Raw genomic sequence first — 18600 nt, forward strand, 5'->3', positions numbered from 1 at the left:
TCCTATTAGGCCACCGGCAAGGTGAATATGAAGGTGCTTCCCTGACCAGCGGACGATTCCATCCAAATCGCGCCCCCGTGTGCACGCACGATTTCCTTGCAAATGGCCAGACCCAAACCCGTCCCGCCAGTTTCTTGGCCCTTAACTTGAACGAATTTCTGGAATATTTTGGATTGATACTCGGGCGGAATCCCTGGCCCATCATCTTGTACGGAGAGATGAACGTGAGGCCCGATCCGGTACGCCGAGAGACCGATGTGGCCGCCCTTGCTCACGTATCGCAGGGCATTGGAAATCAAATTGGATAACACCCACGTGATTTTATTGGCGTCGGCGCGAACCATAGGCATGCCGCCAGCGAGCTCCGATGTCAATGAGACCTCCTTCATGTCCGTTTGGTTTTTGAAGACCGCTTCAGCATGGTCAAACAGAATTGAGACCGGAACGCACTCGAACTCCAAATCGATCCTGCCTGCCTCGATTCTTGATAGGTCAAGCAGATCATTGACAAGTGCCTTCATGCGGTGGACTTCCTCATGCGCGGCCTGGAGAAGGTCGATATCCTTTTTCGCAAGACCCTGTACGGCATGTTCCAGGAGAAGATCGACACTCATACCTAAACTGGTTAGAGGGGTGCGAAGTTCGTGGGAAGCGGCCATGACAAATTCGCTCTTGAGCCGTTCCACTTCCTTGAGGCGGGTAACATCCCGCAGCAAAAGAATTGCGCCGGACAAGCTGCGGTCTTTTCCTCGAATAGCGGTAACCGTACACAGATATTGGCGTGCTTTCCCGTCCTGTTCTATTGTGAGGACCCGTTGTTCATCTGAAGTGACAGGAGATATCCCGGTTTCGACAACCTTGCGGACCAAGTCGCAGATGATGGGATCATGAAAAATATCTGCACACAATAAAGGCTTTTTTTCGGAAAACCCAAAATCGGCCAATCGACGGGCAGCCGGATTGATACCGGTTACACCGAGGGTTACATCAAATACCACCAAACCATCTTCAATGCTGGATAAAATCGCTTCTCCCTTATTCTTTTCGGCGATAATCTGGTCGATATTCATCTTGTGGTATTGATCGACTTGGGTTGCCATGCTGTTGAACTCCTCGGCCAAATGTCCCAACTCATCATGGGTTCCCACTGGTATCTTAACGGCATAGTCTCCCTTGGAAATCCTTCGAGAAGCATTCACAAAATGCCTGATCGGTTGGATAATCCGTTGTGCCAGCAGTATACTGAAAGCCAATGCGATGAACAGAGTTACTGCAGCAACCCCAACTGTGGACCAGATTGCTTTTTTTGCAACCTGACTGGCTTTGAGGCTTGCCGCATACATTGTTTTCTCGTTGAGATCCCGAAGATCGATGCATGCATTACGGACTTTAGAGAAAAGGGGATAGGTGGTTGTTTGATAACCTGCTACGGTGTCCACTGTTTCTGAGAATGATTGCAGATCTGTCAATTTTGAGAAGTGGCTACGATAGACGGCATAGTCCGCTTCAATAGATCGCACCAGTTCATCCTCACCCAGAATTGTGATGTTGTCCTTTGCCCTGGCCAACCATTGCAGGAAAACAGCCTCATTCTTTCGGAATTGCGCGATGCCGCTGACTGCATTTCCCAAATGTAGAATCAAAATGCCGCTGTCCTGCCGTTCAAGTGCATCCACCATATTTTCAGCGGCGAGAATACTTCGATAATTTTCACTGAGAATGCCATCGGTGGCTTTCCCCAAAGATAACAAATTGACTACTGCCCAGATGACGACCAGTCCCATGAGCAAATACGGGATGCCATGTCCAATTAGAATTTTATTTTTCAAGGTCATGTAGGCTCTCTTCGCTTTTTCCCGGCAAATTCGTTTGTTACCAACGTTTGCCCGGATAAAAAGCAAATTGGATGCCTAAACCTTAATATATTGTAATTACTAAATTATATATCGTATCGGCAGGATCTCAGGACAGGCAGGAGGAAAAATCTTGAATTATGCAAGAAATCGTCCTTGCAAAATGCAAGGTCAGTCCAACTGATATTTTTTGCGTTTGCGCCATAGGGTCGCAGGGTCGATACCTAGCACCTTGGCGGCTTCATCGAGGGAGGGTGTGTGGGAAATAACGCTTTGGATGTGGTCTTTCTCTATCTCTTCAAGACTTTTTAAAGAAGATTCGCCGGCAGCGACAGGGTTGAATTTTGCAATGTGGGGCGGTAAATCATCTGCACTCAGTTCAGTTCCCTGGGTCATGATCACCGATCTTTCAATGGTGTTGATGAGTTCCCGGACGTTTCCTGGCCAAGTATAACATTGCAGATGATGGCTCGCATCGTCGGAGATTCGGCGGACCGTTTTTTCGTTGATGCGGGAGGATTGCTTTAGGTAATGGTCGGCCAGTAATGTCACGTCTTCGGGTCGTTCACGCAAAGGCGGCAAGAAAAGCTCTAATACGTTCAATCGAAAATAGAGATCTTCCCTGAAGCGGCCGTCGCGGACCATTTCTTCAAGATCCTTGTTGGTAGCGGCAATGATGCGCACATCCACCGTATGCGGGTTGGGATCGCCCAAACGCTCATATTCCCGGTGTTGAATGAATCGCAACAGTTTGCCCTGGACGGCCGCCGGAATCTCCGAAACCTCATCGAGGAATACCGTTCCTCCTTCAGCCAGCTTGAGCTTTCCTTCCTTGTCGCGAAGCGCACCGGTGAACGCACCCTTGATATGGCCAAACAAATCACTTTCCAGCAGGTTTTCCTGAAGGGCTGCGCAATCGACGGTAACGAATGCCTTTCCTTTTCGCGGACTCCAATCATGGATTAGTCGTGCCAGCAATCCTTTGCCAGTGCCGCTTTCGCCGCTGACCAAAACAATTGCCTCGGAGTCGGCGGCCTGGCGGGCGGTTTGAAGGATCTTTCGCATGCGGTGGTTACGCGTCAGAATTCCACCTTCAGAGAAAATGCCCTTGAGAGTCGCAATCTGGACCTCCATGTGATGGAAGCGTTTCAGTTTTTCCAGGATCAAATCCAGCTGGTCGGGGACAAAGGGTTTGGGTAGGTAATCAAAAGCGCCCATTTTTACTGCACTGACGGCCGTTTCGATGGTGGCATAGGCGGTAATGATCAACACTTGCGTTTTGATGCCGCTGGCCATAATTTCTTTGAGTACATCAAGGCCGTCGCGGTCCGGCAGCTTCATGTCCAGAAGCACCAGGTCGGGCATCACACCTCTGAGGTGATTGATCCCTGCCTCGCCGGAGCCTGCCGTGATTACATCGAAGCCCTTGTCTTCCAGATATACTTCAAGTGTAGTCAGAATGTTCTTATCATCGTCGATGATCAGCGCTCTCTTCACGCTTGGCACTCCGTATGTTCGGGAATCCAGAAGGTAAAACAGGTTCCTGCACCTACCGTGCTTTCGACCTCGATGTCACCGCCATGCTGTTCGATAATATCCTTGACGATGGCCAGACCCAAACCGATTGTACCACCTTTACCCCGTTCGGAAAATTGGGTGAAACGGTCGAAGATATGCGGCAAAAATCGTGGGTCGATACCGCTGCCAGTATCTGTGCATTGAAAATAGAAACGGGACCGCTGTCGGTAAACCTTGAGACGGATATGCCCTCCCCGGTCGGTGTAACGAAGGGCGTTGCCAACTAGGTTGGTAATCACCCAGGGAAAACGGAAAGAATCGATCGTCATGTGGGGCAGATTACCGGATATTTCAATTTCAATGGTTACCCCCCTGGTTTCTGCCTGTTTCATCAAGGGGGCGAGGCATTCCTTGATCACGACGGTGATATCGAGCGTCTCTTTGGGGCGTGGTTGGGACATGGCTTCAAGGCGAGAGATATCCACTAGTTCGTTGATCAAGGCGGTCAGACGATTGCAGTCGTCGTGCGCGGTGGCGATGAGCTTGACGCATTTGTCAGAAGCAAACTTTTCACCGTGGCTGTTCAACATCCCGATACTCATGGCCAATGACGTCATGGGTGTTTTCAACTGATGGGAAATATCGGCGATAAACTTCCCTTTGGCTTCCTCACCACGGCGCACCTTCTCTTGCTCGCTGGCAATGATTTCATCGCGGTGTTGATCATACTGTTTCAGCCTATTGAATAAGCGGTTGAATGACTGCGTAAGGTAGCCTATCTCATCGTTTGTCCGTGATTCAACGGCAGGATATAATCCGCTGCCTTCTTTGGTGGTCAACAGCTGATCGGCAAGTGTCATGATGGGCTTGGCGATTCGATATGACAAAAAATAGCTTAAAACCAATATGCCGGTGATGATGACGCCAAATAGTATGGCAGTGTTGCGTTGCGCCTGGCTTGCCAGGAGACTGGTATCCTGTTCCGCACGTTCCATGGCAGATTCGTTGATAGCAACCAGATCATCGATGAACGAGACCATTTTGGTAGTGAGCACAAGAAAATCGGAGAAGCGATCGTGTGGATTTATCCCCGCTAGATTTGGTTGCAGTGATTTTACCAAGGGCTCATATATGGCATAGCTTTCGATCAACTTATCGATCAATTCGCGTTCGCCCGGTTCGGTTATATTTTCCCGGCAAACGTTCAAATTGGCTGATAAGATTCTGAGCATTTCTCGGGAAACGGGTATAGCGCTTTGCGCGTGGTAAGTTTGCCCAAGCAACGGGTTGCGAATCTCTTCAAGAGTTTTACGGGCTTCCTGTGCAGCCCGGATGCTTTTGTAATTTTTAGAGAGTATTTGCTCGGCACTATATCCCAGCGCATTCAGATACTGATTGTTTATGAACGCAGCAACCAGCAAGGCCAATGTGGGTACCAGGCTCACCAAGAAAATCTTGATACGTATCGGATGACGGATTGGGCTTTCTTTATGTTCCATAAGCCAAATAGATTGATTAAGAATCCAGATGGTTGTCCTCTTTCGGCTTTATATGCGTAAACCAGTTTGATAGATTTTACCCCTAACAGACCCGCAAACCAAGTTTGAAAGTTAATCTGACCTATTTGGCTCTTATCACATTGACCGGTTTTTGAAACTTGCGCCTGTTTTCAATTGGATAGGTCATAATCACGAATACAAGATAACAGCAGCTTACCACTGTACAACACGGATAAATCATAGAAGATATAAGGGTCTATTTTGGTAATAGGATGAATTTTCGTTTGATGAGCCTATTTATGGATTTGAACCTCAGCGATCCACCCGCTCCTTCAATTCCTTCCCCACTTTAAAAAACGGCAGTTTCTTCGGAGTGATATTTACCCGTTCACCCGTCTTTGGATTGCGCCCGGTGTATCCATCGTATTCCTTGACGAAAAAGGAGCACAGCCCACGAATCTCAACACGTTCCCCTCTGGCCAGAGCTTCAGTCATTCCATTAAAAAAGATTTCAACAACAGCAGCAGCCTCGGATTTTGACAGGTTAGCGGCGTCCTTCAATGCCTGGAACAAGTTACACCGATCTATTATTCTTCAAGAGCCGCGTAGATTGGTGTTCCAAGAAGTAGGTTCATGTCAGTACGCCCATTGGTATGCGCACCGTTTTCGAAATATGCTAATCGACGAGCTAAGAATTCAACAGTTTCCTCTGATCCCCACATTTCGAATGTTGCAAGATAGATCGCCATCGCGATGTTACTCTCACTATCCTCAATATCTTCCAAGTCTTTAGATCGATATAGGGCTTCTTTATCCTTTGTAAGAATAGGAGTCTCAAGGCCTTTGTAAATCTGTTCGACCATGAATGGTGTGGTAGAATGTGAGTGCGCCTTGACATGGCCAACTGATCCTACCACATGATGTATGGAGCCACCGAGTCCCAAAATGGTCTTGCCCGTGTATCCACTAAAGTATACCAGAGGACTCGGCTCATCCAAATGTTTGGACGATGTCTTGTATTGACCCCATTTCACAGAGAGCCTGCCCTTGAAGCACGATGCTGGATTTTCAATAGTGCCCACATTTTCATGCTTTTCAATGCACCGGACTACGGCCTTAGTTTTGGCATAAAGCGTTTCAGGATCTGCAACTTTCTTTAATGTGGTACTCAGAACACCAACATTAATCTTTAGCTCGCCTGCAATTCCAGAGAGAATTTCGCGGGGTATCTGATCGAAAAGCATCTCAACTTTTGTGTTGGAAACATATAGGTAATACTTGACGCTCATTGACCCATCCTCCGCAGTAGTTCTTCATCTATGTCAAATATATTTAGGTGGTGACGATGAAAGGGGACGTCCGAAAGTACCTGAAAACAATTTCTTCTGATGAATCTGTGTAAATCTGTTGTATCCTTCAATGCCTGGATCAGATCAAGCTTGTTCATGCGTTCAGCGCTCCTGCTTTTGTGATTTATTAGGGGATGGAAAGTGGGGATCTTGGGTAGGATAGACCTGATATAAGGATTGTGTCAAGATATTGATTGGTTATCGTTCAATACGAATGGCCGGGCGTTGTAGGGGTATTGATTCAGGAGGGCATGTCTCAGGCAGCTACACCATTAGTTCCACGCAGTTTTCGATGAGATCAGATCCGCAGATCTGAAAATAAACTGCGATCATCAATGCGTGCTATTTTTGACCCGAAATGGTTTGCTGTCCGAGAATGCCAGTGCTAATGGGGGGCTGGATCAATGTCGAACCGTGGCCCGTGCTGCTGTTGGCCTGTCGTCGTTAATAGGGCCGGATGATAGTCAAAATTACAAGCGAATTATAAAGTTATGCGCTAAATTTTTTAATTCTGCTCTTCATGAGGTAGACTGACCTGTAGTCTGGGAGATGCCATTGAGATCCCTTCTTCTTCGAATCTCAGCTTGATTTTTTCGTTCAATCCCCACCGCCCCGTCAGCGCATGCTTTCTCTCCACCCAAAACCGAGCCTTCATCTCCATATAATCAGGTGTGAATTTATCAATAACGATCCGAGGCGCCGGTTTCTCAAGCACAATCTCCTCCTCCTGCAGGATCTCGCCTACCGCAGCTTTTACCTTTTCTACATCCTGATCATAGGGAATGAAAAAATCGATGTCCAATCGCCGGTTGGGCCTTACGCTGGAATTGGTCACCGTGTCGTTGAATATTTTCTGGTTTGGGATGTAGATCATTTTTCCGTCAAAGGTCCGTAGCCGTGTATTTATTATGGACATCTGGTCAACAGTACCTGAGCCTGCCGCGGTTTTAATAATATCCCCTTTCTGAAAGGGTAATTGGGGGACGTAGGGTTTAGCAATAATATAGACTGCCAACACCACCATCAGGAAGACCATTACCACCCTAACCAGAAGCGATCCCGGAAAACCAACCATACTCAAAACTAAGATCGTGCCGATCAAGAGAATCAGGATATGAAGTCCAGTGACAGAATAAGCCGCATTGCGGTCTGACACTCCAATTTTCACGAGGAGCGGGACTAAAAAACGAGCCAAGTATTTCGCCAAAATGAGTACAATCAGCAGGAGGATCATGCCCTTTACCAGCATGGGGCCAAATTCTCCGCCAATTCTGCTAATTTCACTGACGTAGTTGCTAAAGTTGGTGGATACCGAACCCATAACGCCCTCCATTTAATTCCATTGGCCAAGTTGGATAAATTTACTGCTTGTCTTGTAGGTGCTATCATTTTTCAAATGGAAAAATTACCTTCCAGTCATCCTTCATGCTAACAATGGTCCATCCTCGACCCGGGCCTTCATTAAGCCCACGATCGAGCTTCCCAATATGGGAGTCACGGTCATAAGCCCATTCGCGCTTGTCATCCGTGTGATGTATGAGAAGGCCAAAACGCAACCCCTCACCGGAAGTTGCCCAATCCAGCATCTCGAAATCGCCGTCGGAATTACCAACAGCCATAATCGGAATGCGGCCAATATGCTGGTGGATACCGACTGGCTTGCCTGCCTTGTCATCTATGAAGTTCAATTCTGGTAGTCGCGTGATTACGGGCTTACCATTTCGCACTTCGTACTTCGTCTTAATACTGCTTCCGACGACATGTTCGGGTGGAATGCCATAGACCGTTTCGGTCCAGGGCCGCATGAACTCTATCCCGCCACCCGAGACGATAAATGTCTTGAAATCGTTAGCTTGCAGGAAGGCGAGCAATTCCAGCATCGGTTGGAAGACCATTGCGGTATAGCGCCTGCCGGTTTTGGGATGACTGGCCGCGGCGATCCAGCTCTTGACGATCTTCTCGAACTCCGTTGTGGTCATACCCGCGTGGGTGGCCATGACGATCTCGAGAATCGCTTTTTCCCCGCCAGCCAGTGTTGCCTTCACATCCCCCTTAAGCAGCGATGCGAAGGGTTCTTTGCCCTTCCATTCGGGATGCTGGGGTGCAAGTATCTTGACCCGGTCCAGGGCGAAGAACAACTGAAAATACATCGGCTGTTCGCTCCACAGCGTACCGTCGTTGTCGAAGGTGGCGATTCGCTCGGCGACAGGCACGAAGTCGGGGGATCCTGACGTCGTCACCTTTTCCACAAACGTCAATATAGACTGTTTGGTTTGGCCGTCGTTCCAGGATGGCAGCGGGTCCGTAGCCTGGACTTCGGTGGCAAACGAGACAACCACGATAACGATGAACAACCAAAACATGCGAGGATTCATTGTGTCTCCTATTAAAAGGGAAAAAGGTGGGACACAGCGCATGAATGCCCCACCGGATTGATGCGTTTACTTGCCACCCATGGTCATGCTCTTGATCTGTGCTTCGAGGGTGGCCAGACTCCAGTCGCCGGGCGTCTGGCTGGGCGGGTAGTCCTTCATGGTCACGAGGAAATTACTGGCAACGACCTGCATTGGACCGAACATGTAGGCGCGGTCGATCACCCAGTCATGATAGGTGTTGGAGTTATGCTGCGCCTTCTCGAATGTGTCTCGACGCAGGTTAAACAACAACGGCATTCTGAGCTTAATGAACGGTTCACGCCAGATCTGCAGTGTCTTCTCGCGGTTTTCCAGATAGACCGCTTTCCAGTCACCGACGCGGATGGCACACACCTCGCCACCATCGGTGACGTAGATGAATTCCTTACGCGGGCTGGCCTTTTGGTCCTCGGAGACGGTCTTGAACGTACCGGCCTTCGTAAGGTAGTCCAACATATTGTAGCCGTCGAGGTAGTTTTTGTATTTTCGGCCGTTTAATTTGACGCCTTTCTTGAGCTTTTCCTTGATGGCAGGCTCACCGGCGGCGGCGGCGAAGGTGGGTAGCCAGTCCTCGTGAGCTACGATGCCGTTGACGGTCACGCCCTTAGGGAATTTGGCGGGCCAGCGGACAAACGCAGGAACGCGGAAGGCGCCTTCCCAGTTGGAGTTTTTCTCGTTTCGAAACGGCGTAGTGCCCGCGTCTGGCCATGTGTTGAAGTGCGGGCCGTTGTCCGTGGAGTATAACACGATAGTGTTTTCCGCGATGGCCATGTCATCGAGAAGCTTGAGCAACTCGCCCACGTGAATATCGTGCTCTACCATGCCGTCATGGTACTCGTTCGAATTGGGGCCGGCGAGGTTTTTGTGCGCATCTTTCACATGGGTTCGGAAGTGCATGCGGGTGGCGTTCCACCAGCACATCCAGGGATTGCCAGCCTTCTGCTGGCGCTGGATGAAATCCTTGGCGGCGGCGAGGGTCTCCTCGTCGATGGTTTCCATGCGCTTCTTGGTGAGCGGGCCGGTGTCTTTGACTTCCTGTTTGCCACCGGAACGTGCCTTTGCCTTGATTACGCCCCGTGGACCGAACTGCTTGTCAAACGTTTTGCCGTTGGCCAGCTTCAGATTGGTCGGGTAGTCGCGGTTTTCCGGTTCTTCCTCGGCGTTGAGGTGGTAAAGGTTGCCGAAGAATTCATCAAATCCGTGCATTGTTGGCAGATGCTCGTCCCGATCGCCTTGATGGTTTTTTCCGAACTGTCCTGTGGCGTAGCCCTGGGCCTTGAGCACAGTGGCGAAGGTGACATCGGTCTTTTGCCAGCCCTGGGGGGCGTTGGGCATACCGACTTTGGTCATGCCGGTGCGGACGGGGACACTACCGTTGAGGAACGCGGCTCGCCCGGCGGTACAGGACTGTTGGCCGTAGTAATCGGTAAAGCTGAGACCATCTTTGGCGATGCGGTCGATGTTGGGTGTACGGTATCCCATCATACCACGATTGTTATGGCTGATGTTCCAGGTGCCGATGTCATCCCCCCAGATGACGAGGATGTTGGGCTTTTTGTCGGCAGCGGTCGCCGGGACGATCGTCAATGTCAGGGCAACAGTCAACGACGCCAAAAAAAATAAAATTGTTTTTTTTGAGGATGTTTTCATTTTTTTTCATTCCTTTCATTTTCACTTGTGGATTATTGATAATCAGACCCAAATTTTTTTGAATTGTTAACCGTATGAATCATTATCTCCGGTGGACGGACCATCAAGCTCCCAGCACCAATTAAAACCGTGATAAGATCTGACGCCAAATGGTCGTTCGTATCTTTGTGTGTCGCCCACTCTTCCACCACTAAAAATTCATTTTCGTTCTCAGCGGCTTGGTAAAAATTTGCACGTAAACACCCTCGCTCCTTCCTCAATTGCTCGACAATAGCTTGGAAGGTCAGCCGTAATTCTCTGCGCTTTTCTGGGCGCACATTTATTCTGGCTAATATGATAATCAACTGGTTTCCTATTTTTGACAAGGTACGGGCAGATAGGACATAGTTAGCGGTGTATCAAGACATTTGGTTAAATCTTTTTACAAAATTCATGCCCTATATCGAAATAGAAGACAGATTTCTGTATCTATCTAATTTTGTATGATATATACTTAGCAGGAAGTTCCTGAAATGCTTGCCGGCGAAGCCATTTTTCCGTGAAATATCAAGAAAGCGTTAAATATCACAGAAAATACAGGCCTTGAAAGCACTGTGGTTTTTAATCCTGAGACCTTGTTTTGTAAACGGTAAGAGCACAAACTATGAACAGGTCCGGCTTGGGAGGGTGTTGTCTTTAGTTGGTGGAGTAGAAAGAATAAACTATCAGTTGACTAAAGCATTTTGTCCATATTTTAGAGTTCAAGCGCAAATGGATTCAATATAAAATAGAATCGTAAAAGGGTATGCGAGATACCGGTCTGGGAACCTGACATGGCATGCGAATCGGATTCATAAGTTACTTTGGCAGGAATATGTAATGCCCTTGTCTATGGTTTTTGAATGGCGAGCTTTCGCATGCGCGAGCGCAGGGTAGAGGGGTTCATATCCAGTATCAAAGCGGCGCCTTTGGCACCCTCTATTCGCCAGCTTGTCGACTGGAGAACTCGCAAAATATGATCCTTTTCGATCTCATGCAAACTTTTCAAGGAGGCTGGTTCCTGGTTGCGGTCCAATGCGCCAAGATCATCCGCTAAATGCAGTTTGGTTCCAGTGCTGTTGATCACTGCCCGCTCGATTACATTAATCAGTTCTCGGATATTTCCGGGCCAATAGTAATCTTGTAGTTTCTGTACAGTACGTTCCGGTATCTGGCTAATCGATTTGCCCAGCCGTTTGGATGCCTTCTCGACAAAAAATCGAGCCAATAAGGGAATGTCATCTACCCGCTGCCTCAGCGGGGGCACCGTAATAGGAAAAACATTCAAGCGGTAAAACAGATCCTCTCTGAAACGGCCCTTGCGGACATCCGCTTCCAGGTCTCGATTGGTGGCAGCAATCACTCGAACATTGACCTTGGTCGTCCGAGTGCTACCCAACCGCTCAAATTCGCCTTCCTGAACCACTCGCAATAACTTGGTCTGAAGTTCCAGGGGCAAATCGCCGATCTCGTCCAAAAAAATACTGGTGCCATCAGCGACTTCGAAACGGCCCAGCTGCCGATCATGGGCTCCCGTAAAGGAACCGCGTTCGTGGCCGAACAGCTCGCTTTCTATCAGATGGGACGGCAGGGTGGCGCAGTTGACTTTCACCAGCGAGCGGTCCCCCCGTGGACTTTTACTATGGATGGCTCGCGCAATTAATTCCTTGCCGGTACCACTTTCTCCTAATACCAGGACAGTGGTATCGCCAGCAGCCACCTGTTCCACCTTATAGAGAACGTATTTAAGACCGGCACTGTTGCCAACGATATTCTCAAAATTATGATCCAGTTTAATCTCCGACTGAAGGTAAGCTTTTTCGGCCTCCAACTGGTCTTTCAATTTCTCGATGTCCGCATAGGCCGTGCGTAGTTCGATTTCGGCTATTTTGCGGTTGGTGATGTCGCGGTTGCCGGCGCGAACCCCTTTCGGTGTCCCTTTACTATCGGTCACCGGTTGACAATTGTGTTCAATCCAGCGGATTTGTCCATCCCGCCTTTTAATCCGAAATTGAATTTCACGGGGTTTTGGATCATGCTGGGAATCATGAAAATGCCGCTCCCAAATATCACGATCCTCCGGCAAAATGATGTCTTTGAGTAGAGACGGGTTTTTGATAAAAACCTGGGGTGCGTAGCCGCTGATTCGCTCGCAGGAGGGGGATATGTATTCGAGCGATCCATCGACGTTTGCCCAATACTCACAGTCATAGGTAAAATCAGCTACAGTGCGGTATTTTTCCTCGGCCATGCGAAGCTGCTTTTCATAGGATTCACGTTTGGCGATATCTTTGTTCAATCGGTCCTGAAGCGTATTGATGGACAGGACCACACGGTCCAGCTCATCCTCCCTTGAAGGAGGCGAAGGCTTGCGGTTGAGGATCAATTGGGTGTCCTGCTTTCCAGGTTGCAGGCGGCGTGTAAAATCGCTGATCTGAGTCAAATGGCGGGTGATCAGCAAATAAATGATGGACAGGATGCCTGCCGAGGCCAGAAATGTTTTAATCGTGTTAGTGGCCAGAACAGTGAACACTCTGGACAGGAGCCTTTGGTAGATCCTGTCCAGACTCGCCGATACCGTCAAAGTTCCGATCGTTCTCAGCGGAACGGAGGGGTCCGAGTAGGTTAGTGCAAAATCATGGTGTATGAGGTTTCGTGCGGTAAGGTTTCCCACCGAAGTTTCGATGATGTCATTCCCTCTTTGTTCTTTTACGTTCAGCTGAACGATATCAGTCAGTTTCAGCGCACCGTTGAGCTGGAGTTTCAAAGTTTCAGTGTCGATTTTGTATACAGTGGCCGCTATGGGCGCAAGATAACTCTTTTCGATAAGTTTGATGTTTGCGTACAGGTAGGCCATATCTCTTCGATATTCTACATAAAGCTGAACGGCGGTGGCCAGCAGGGCTAAGAAAGAACTGCACAGCAGCACGTACCACAACGTGCGATAAGAAAGTGGATAGCGATTTAACCGGGGAAGGAGTTCAGTAAATATTTTCATGAATAATTTATTTCAGTGTTTGCCTGTTTGTCGCTAAAAACGGCCTTCCAATTTAATTGTTTTCAGCATATCGGCCAGCGGGTGAACCAGCTGTTGGTGTCGCTTGTGCAGCCATGGGAAAAGTACCTTTGTTTCGACAATCCCCACGCATTTAACCTCTTCGTAGGCACCGTTTTTCATATATGAGGTGTCCTCGACTTGGGTGCCGACAATAAATACGTCAATTCTCTTTGCCTTGAGCATTTTCATGCTTTGTTCAACCCCGCTAAGTGAGACGATATATTTTTTATCAACGTAAAGTGGTAATTTCTGTTCGGTGGATTTGATCCCCTTCACTAATCCCACCCTATAAGGCTTGCCCACCAAGCTTTTCCAACCCTCTATTTTGATCGAAGTATCTGTAGCATAGGCGCCAACTTGAATCGTGACGATGGGATGATGGACCCTGATCAAGTTAGGGTACCCTTCCATGTCTATGTCCATGATTCGCGCCGCTTCCCCATCGACGACACCCTCATTGGCGTCAATCATAGCCCTTTCCCCTGGCTGGCTGATCAGTCTGAATCTAAACCCCATGCGACTGAAGGCTTCTTTGTACAAGGCCGACATTTCGGAAAAAAAGGCCATGTTTGGGGGTAAAATGGTTGTAAGTACAATTGTTTGTTTTTCCGGAACGAGTTTTTCAGCACCATAGGCGGCACCAGACAATCCGGTGGTGATCACCAACAAAAACAAACCAGTTACACAAGCTTTATGCCAGATTTTATTTTTCCTTCGTACCAAACCGTTGACATCCCGTAGGGCAAAGACCGGATCGAGTTTATACATTCGTCCGTCTTCCTTGCATCTAAATTTTCGAGGGAGGGGTGTTTAAACTCTGGAGAAGATAATCTTGAAGTGGGAGTTATGTCAATGAATTCATCAGTTTTAGGATAAGGAGTTGACCATAACTTTAATGCCGATGATTAGAGATTAGAGCCCCAACCAAAGGATATGTATCATAGTCGGTGAACAAAAGTTGCGGGTTGCCCCGGTAAGTACGCCATAGCTATCCCACAATCAGGGATGTCAACGATTTGTATGGTACAGCATACTATATGATGGAAATATCATACAATGGCGATATGTTACAGGTACGAAATGGAAAGCTGAAGCGCCCGTCAAACAAAATGGGCCACACTCATGGTCCACACTGAATGGCAAAATGGTGGCTGGCTATGGAAGGTTCTTACTCGGCTTGAACGTTACCACGCTTTTTCCCTTAATCTTGATTTTTTCACCCGTCTGAGGATTCCGTCCCATCCGAGTCTTACGATAAACGTTTTTAAACGTCCCAAACCCGACCAGCGTCACCTTGCTGTTTCTTTTCTTAAGGCCATTTTTTATGCCGTCCAGTGCAGAATCAAAGGCCGCTTTTGCGGTGGTTTTCGGAATGTCGGCATCCTTGGCGATTTTTTCGATGAGTTCAGCTTTGGTCATGTGGCCCCCTTGATCATTGTTTGGGTTAACGTTTATCAGATTACCAATTACTGGAAAAATGGACAGCAATAGCCGGCATTCAGGCCATCAATTCTTCACCGATCCACCCGCTCCTTCAACTCCTTCCCCGGTTTAAAAAACGGTAGCTTCTTCGGAGCGATATTAACCTGTTCCACAGTTTTGGGATTGCGGCCAATGTACCCCTTGTACTCCTTTACAAAGAAGGAGCAGAATCCCCGAATCTCGACGCGATCTCCATTTGCCAGGGCGTTGGTCATTTCATCGAAAAACAGTTTCACGATATCTGCTGCCGTCGATTTTGATAGAAGCGCGTCAGAATCACTGAGTGCCTCGATAAGCTCCATTTTATTCAATAGCTGCCTCCTAAAAATTATCATTCGGTAATATTCGTGTCATTCTCCGGTAAGGAAGATACAATATAGATCGGTCATACGCAAGGCGCTCTGAAGAGCCCTAAACCTTACCCCATCCTCCTCCCCTTAGAAACCGGGCAGCTCTGCGGCAGCCCGGTTTCTTCCTTGACGGGTCCAGCAAAAAAGGTTCCTGTTTCACACCCTGCTTTTCCGAACTTTTGACCGTGATATATTCACATCTTTCATTCACCGATTCCAATTCAATTTTGGCGTGCTCCCAAGGCACCCCAACCCGTTACTCGGAAACAATTGACTTGATTTTACAAAATTTCTTTATTAAACATGTTTATTAATAATACATGTTTAATCAAGGGGGGGGATATGAATCGCCGGGAAGCATCCAAGCGGGAAACGCGCCAGCTCATCATGAAGGCGGCAAAAAAGCTGTTTTTGGAAAAGGATGTGGAACAGTGCACCATGCGCGCCATCGCAAAGGAGGCCGGTGTTTCGGCGGCTTCGGTGGTGGTGCATTTCAAGAACAAGCGTGCTCTGATGGAAGCAACTCTCACCGATGATATTGACCGGACCACCGACAATGCTATTTCAACGATGCCGTCGAAAGGTGCGCTTGCGGACAGGCTAACACATATCTGGAGTTCCATGTATGCCTTTTACGCCAATAACCGTGATCTTTACCGGTTTTTTATAAGCAGCACGGTATTCGAAAGCGAAGAGGAAACACCCGCCTTGACAGATCAAACGATCAGATTTCTGGATTACCTTGAAGCATTGATCGAAAACGAAAAAAAAGACGGCCGCATGGATTCCGGTGTCGATACTGAAATCATGGCCAAGGCGTTATTCTCGCAATATTTCGGAGTGCTGATCATGTTCTACCGGGACGTTTCCATGACTCCCGAGACGGCGGCCGATCTTGTTTTGGCGATGACCCGACAAACGCTGGCCGGCCTGGTGTGACTGCCAAACAAGTGAAAGGAACACGATCATGACCAATGTCCACAGAAGACTGGAGACCCTCTTCGCCGGCATCGCGGCATGGATATATACGCATCGGTTTATCACCTTGGGAGTTATTTTGTTGATCACCGTGGTCCTTACCGGTCAACTGCCGAGATTAACCATGGACACACGCGAGGAAAGCTTTTTTCACGAAAATGATCCTACCCTGATCGCGTATAACGAATTTCGAGATCGATTCGGTCAAGACGATATGTTTATTATCGGCATGAAGCCGGAAAAGGGTTTGACGCCGGATTTTCTGGCGGCCATGAGCCAACTGCACAGAGAACTTGAAGAAAAGGTCCCTTATCTGGATGAAGTTACCAGCCTTGTCAATGGCCGCGTCGTCCGGGCCGAAGGCGACACCCTCATTGTGGAAGATCTCATGCCAGGACCAGTGGAAACCGTCGATGAACATCGCCGTATTATGGGGCTCATTGACCGATATCCACTCTATGACAACTTGCTGGTCTCGACGGATCGTTCCTTGGCCATGATACTCGTAAAAGCACAGGCGGTTGTAAATACGGCAGAGGTTGATCTTATGGCCGGTTTTGAAAATGAGCCTGAATCCAGCAGCGAGCCTCACCGGCAATTTCTGAGCAACGAACAAAATGTCGAGATCGATACCGTCATCCGCAACATTGTAGAGAAATACCGGGGTAAAGGTATTGATTTTTACTTTGCCGGCAACCCGGTCTTTGTTGCCGAGATTCAACGCGGGATTGAAAAAGATCTTGGTATGATGATACCCCTTTCCTTCCTGCTGATCGTCATTTTCCTGGCTATGCTTTTCCGCAGGATTTCCGGGGTTGTCTACCCGTTGATAGCGGTACTGCTCTCCCTTATCTCATCTTTCGGGATCATGGCCGTCTGGGGGATCCCGATATCCAATGCGATCCAGATTCTACCGACTTTTTTAATTGTTGTGGGTATCGCCAACGCTGTACACATTCTGACCATTTTTTATCAGAATTACCAAATTAACGAGGACAAGCAGCAGGCCATTGTCCAGGCTGTCGGCTATACCGGACTTCCGGTTTTCATGACCAGCTTGACCACGGCCTGCGGATTGCTGTCTTTTGTATGGGCGGATGTGGCCATCGTTGCACATCTCGGTTACGTCGCACCGGTCGGCGTGATGCTGGCTTTTGTCTATACTCTTTTTCTGTTGCCGTCCCTTGTCGCCATATTTCCGATAAAATTAATCGCGCCCTCACACTCCGGGAAACGTTTTATTGTCGACCGATTGTTTGACGGGATAACCAGGATAACCACCCAAAGACCAATCATGATCACTCTTTTATGGGCCGTTCTTTTAATTCTGGCCGGGTCCGGAGCGCTTGCCGTAAGGTTTTCGCACAATGCCATGACCTGGTTGCCGGAAGGTTCTACCGTTCGGGTTGGCACCGAAATGCTGGACCGAAAGAACGGTGGAACGGTGATGCTGGAGGTGATTGTCGATTCGGGAAGACAAAACGGTTTCCATGATCCCGATCTGCTGGCACGTCTGGCTGAAGCGGGAGAAGTGATTCCCACAATTTCCGAACATCGTATCCGCGCGGGAAAAGTTTTTTCCATTGCCGATGCGCTAAAGGAAACCAACCGGGCCCTGAATCAGGACCGCGATGCGGCTTACATCGTCCCGGACACCCGCGAGCTGATCGCCCAGGAGCTGATCCTCTTCGAATCCAGTGGCAGCGACGATCTGACAGAACTCTCCGACAGCACCTATCAAACGGCCAGGCTATCCGTTTTGGCGCCTTTTACGGACTCGATCCTGTACAAGGACTATGTAGATCGCATCAAAAATTATCTGCAAGGCCAATTCCCCAACGAAACCGTAACGCTTACCGGTCATATGGCGCTTTTCATCGGCATTACCAAGCTCTTTATCACCAGTATGGCCAAAAGCTACCTTTTCGCGCTGCTGGTGATCACCCTTTTGATGATTCTAATGATCGGCCGGATACGGATAGGTTTGATGAGTATGATCGCCAACATCGTGCCTATCATCATGATCTTCGGCATTATGGGCGTCACCGGAATACCGCTGGATCTGTTTACCATTCTTATCGGCAGCATCGTGCTGGGCCTGGTGGTGGACGACACCATTCATTTTTTGCACCATTTCCGCAGAAGTTTCGAGGCCGGCGGGAGTGTGGAAAAAGCGGTGCGTGAAACCCTTTTCACCACCGGAAGAGCTATGGTGATCACCAGCCTGGTCCTTTGCGGCAGCTTCTTTATTTACACGACCGCCTATCTCACCTGCAACGTACACTTCGGACTGTTGACCGGATGCGCGGTTCTGTTCGCCCTGGCTGCAGACTTTCTTATGGTGCCGGCTTTATTGACAATCGTTTTCGGCAAACGCCTTGTTGTCAAGGGACGGCAGGGACAGGCGGTGATGAACGGCGGAGGTCACTGA

Annotated in this window: 15 protein-coding genes; 2 read left to right on the plus strand and 13 right to left on the minus strand. The window is 48.7% G+C overall.

Annotated features, from left to right (window positions below; all coding sequences use genetic code 11):
- Positions 1–5: 5 nt before the first annotated feature.
- The 13 genes from GN111_RS17890 to GN111_RS17950 form a co-directional block, all read right to left on the minus strand.
- Positions 6–1835: a sensor histidine kinase gene (locus GN111_RS17890; protein WP_155305059.1), complete on the minus strand. Its 1830-nt coding sequence runs from the start codon at positions 1833–1835 to the stop codon at positions 6–8.
- Positions 1836–2024: 189 nt separating this feature from the next.
- On the minus strand, positions 2025–3350 hold the full coding sequence (locus GN111_RS17895; RefSeq protein ID WP_155305060.1) for a sigma-54-dependent transcriptional regulator: 1326 nt from the start codon (positions 3348–3350) through the stop codon (positions 2025–2027).
- The gene (locus tag GN111_RS17900) at positions 3347–4870 is read right to left on the minus strand and encodes a sensor histidine kinase (protein WP_155305061.1); all 1524 of its coding nucleotides are present in this window, start codon (positions 4868–4870) and stop codon (positions 3347–3349) included. Before GN111_RS17900 ends, GN111_RS17895 begins: the two co-directional genes overlap by 4 nt.
- Positions 4871–5182: 312 nt before the next feature.
- Complete coding sequence (locus tag GN111_RS17905) at positions 5183–5443, minus strand: HU family DNA-binding protein (RefSeq protein ID WP_231715484.1); 261 nt, start codon at positions 5441–5443, stop codon at positions 5183–5185.
- A 14-nt stretch (positions 5444–5457) separates the two neighbouring features.
- Positions 5458–6159: a DUF7019 family protein gene (locus tag GN111_RS17910; RefSeq protein WP_155305063.1), complete on the minus strand. Its 702-nt coding sequence runs from the start codon at positions 6157–6159 to the stop codon at positions 5458–5460.
- A 565-nt stretch (positions 6160–6724) separates the two neighbouring features.
- Positions 6725–7540 carry a mechanosensitive ion channel family protein gene (locus GN111_RS17915; RefSeq protein WP_170302354.1) on the minus strand — a complete coding sequence of 272 codons (816 nt, stop codon included), beginning with the start codon at positions 7538–7540 and terminating at the stop codon, positions 6725–6727.
- Between the two features lie 64 nt (positions 7541–7604).
- Complete coding sequence (locus GN111_RS17920; protein WP_155305065.1) at positions 7605–8594, minus strand: HAD family hydrolase; 990 nt, start codon at positions 8592–8594, stop codon at positions 7605–7607.
- A 66-nt stretch (positions 8595–8660) separates the two neighbouring features.
- Positions 8661–10283: an arylsulfatase gene (locus GN111_RS17925; RefSeq protein ID WP_155305066.1), complete on the minus strand. Its 1623-nt coding sequence runs from the start codon at positions 10281–10283 to the stop codon at positions 8661–8663.
- A gap of 32 nt (positions 10284–10315) precedes the next feature.
- Complete coding sequence (locus tag GN111_RS17930; protein ID WP_170302355.1) at positions 10316–10627, minus strand: putative quinol monooxygenase; 312 nt, start codon at positions 10625–10627, stop codon at positions 10316–10318.
- A 524-nt stretch (positions 10628–11151) separates the two neighbouring features.
- Positions 11152–13299, minus strand: a complete 2148-nt coding sequence (locus GN111_RS17935) for a sigma 54-interacting transcriptional regulator (RefSeq protein WP_155305068.1) — start codon at positions 13297–13299, stop codon at positions 11152–11154.
- Between the two features lie 33 nt (positions 13300–13332).
- The gene (locus GN111_RS17940) at positions 13333–14127 is read right to left on the minus strand and encodes a type 2 periplasmic-binding domain-containing protein (protein ID WP_155305069.1); all 795 of its coding nucleotides are present in this window, start codon (positions 14125–14127) and stop codon (positions 13333–13335) included.
- Positions 14128–14514: 387 nt separating this feature from the next.
- A complete protein-coding gene (locus GN111_RS17945) occupies positions 14515–14778 on the minus strand; it encodes an HU family DNA-binding protein (protein ID WP_155305070.1) in 264 nt (87 codons plus the stop codon).
- Positions 14779–14873: 95 nt separating this feature from the next.
- Positions 14874–15152, minus strand: a complete 279-nt coding sequence (locus GN111_RS17950) for an HU family DNA-binding protein (RefSeq protein WP_155305071.1) — start codon at positions 15150–15152, stop codon at positions 14874–14876.
- A 381-nt stretch (positions 15153–15533) separates the two neighbouring features.
- Here GN111_RS17950 and GN111_RS17955 point away from each other — a divergent pair, with 381 nt between their 5' ends.
- Together GN111_RS17955 and GN111_RS17960 are read left to right on the plus strand one after the other, a co-directional pair.
- Positions 15534–16130, plus strand: a complete 597-nt coding sequence (locus GN111_RS17955; RefSeq protein ID WP_170302356.1) for a TetR/AcrR family transcriptional regulator — start codon at positions 15534–15536, stop codon at positions 16128–16130.
- A gap of 28 nt (positions 16131–16158) precedes the next feature.
- Entirely contained in the window at positions 16159–18600 is a 2442-nt protein-coding gene (locus tag GN111_RS17960; protein WP_155305073.1) for an efflux RND transporter permease subunit, read from the plus strand.

This window comes from Desulfosarcina widdelii, from assembly GCF_009688965.1.
Classification (GTDB): domain Bacteria; phylum Desulfobacterota; class Desulfobacteria; order Desulfobacterales; family Desulfosarcinaceae; genus Desulfosarcina; species Desulfosarcina widdelii.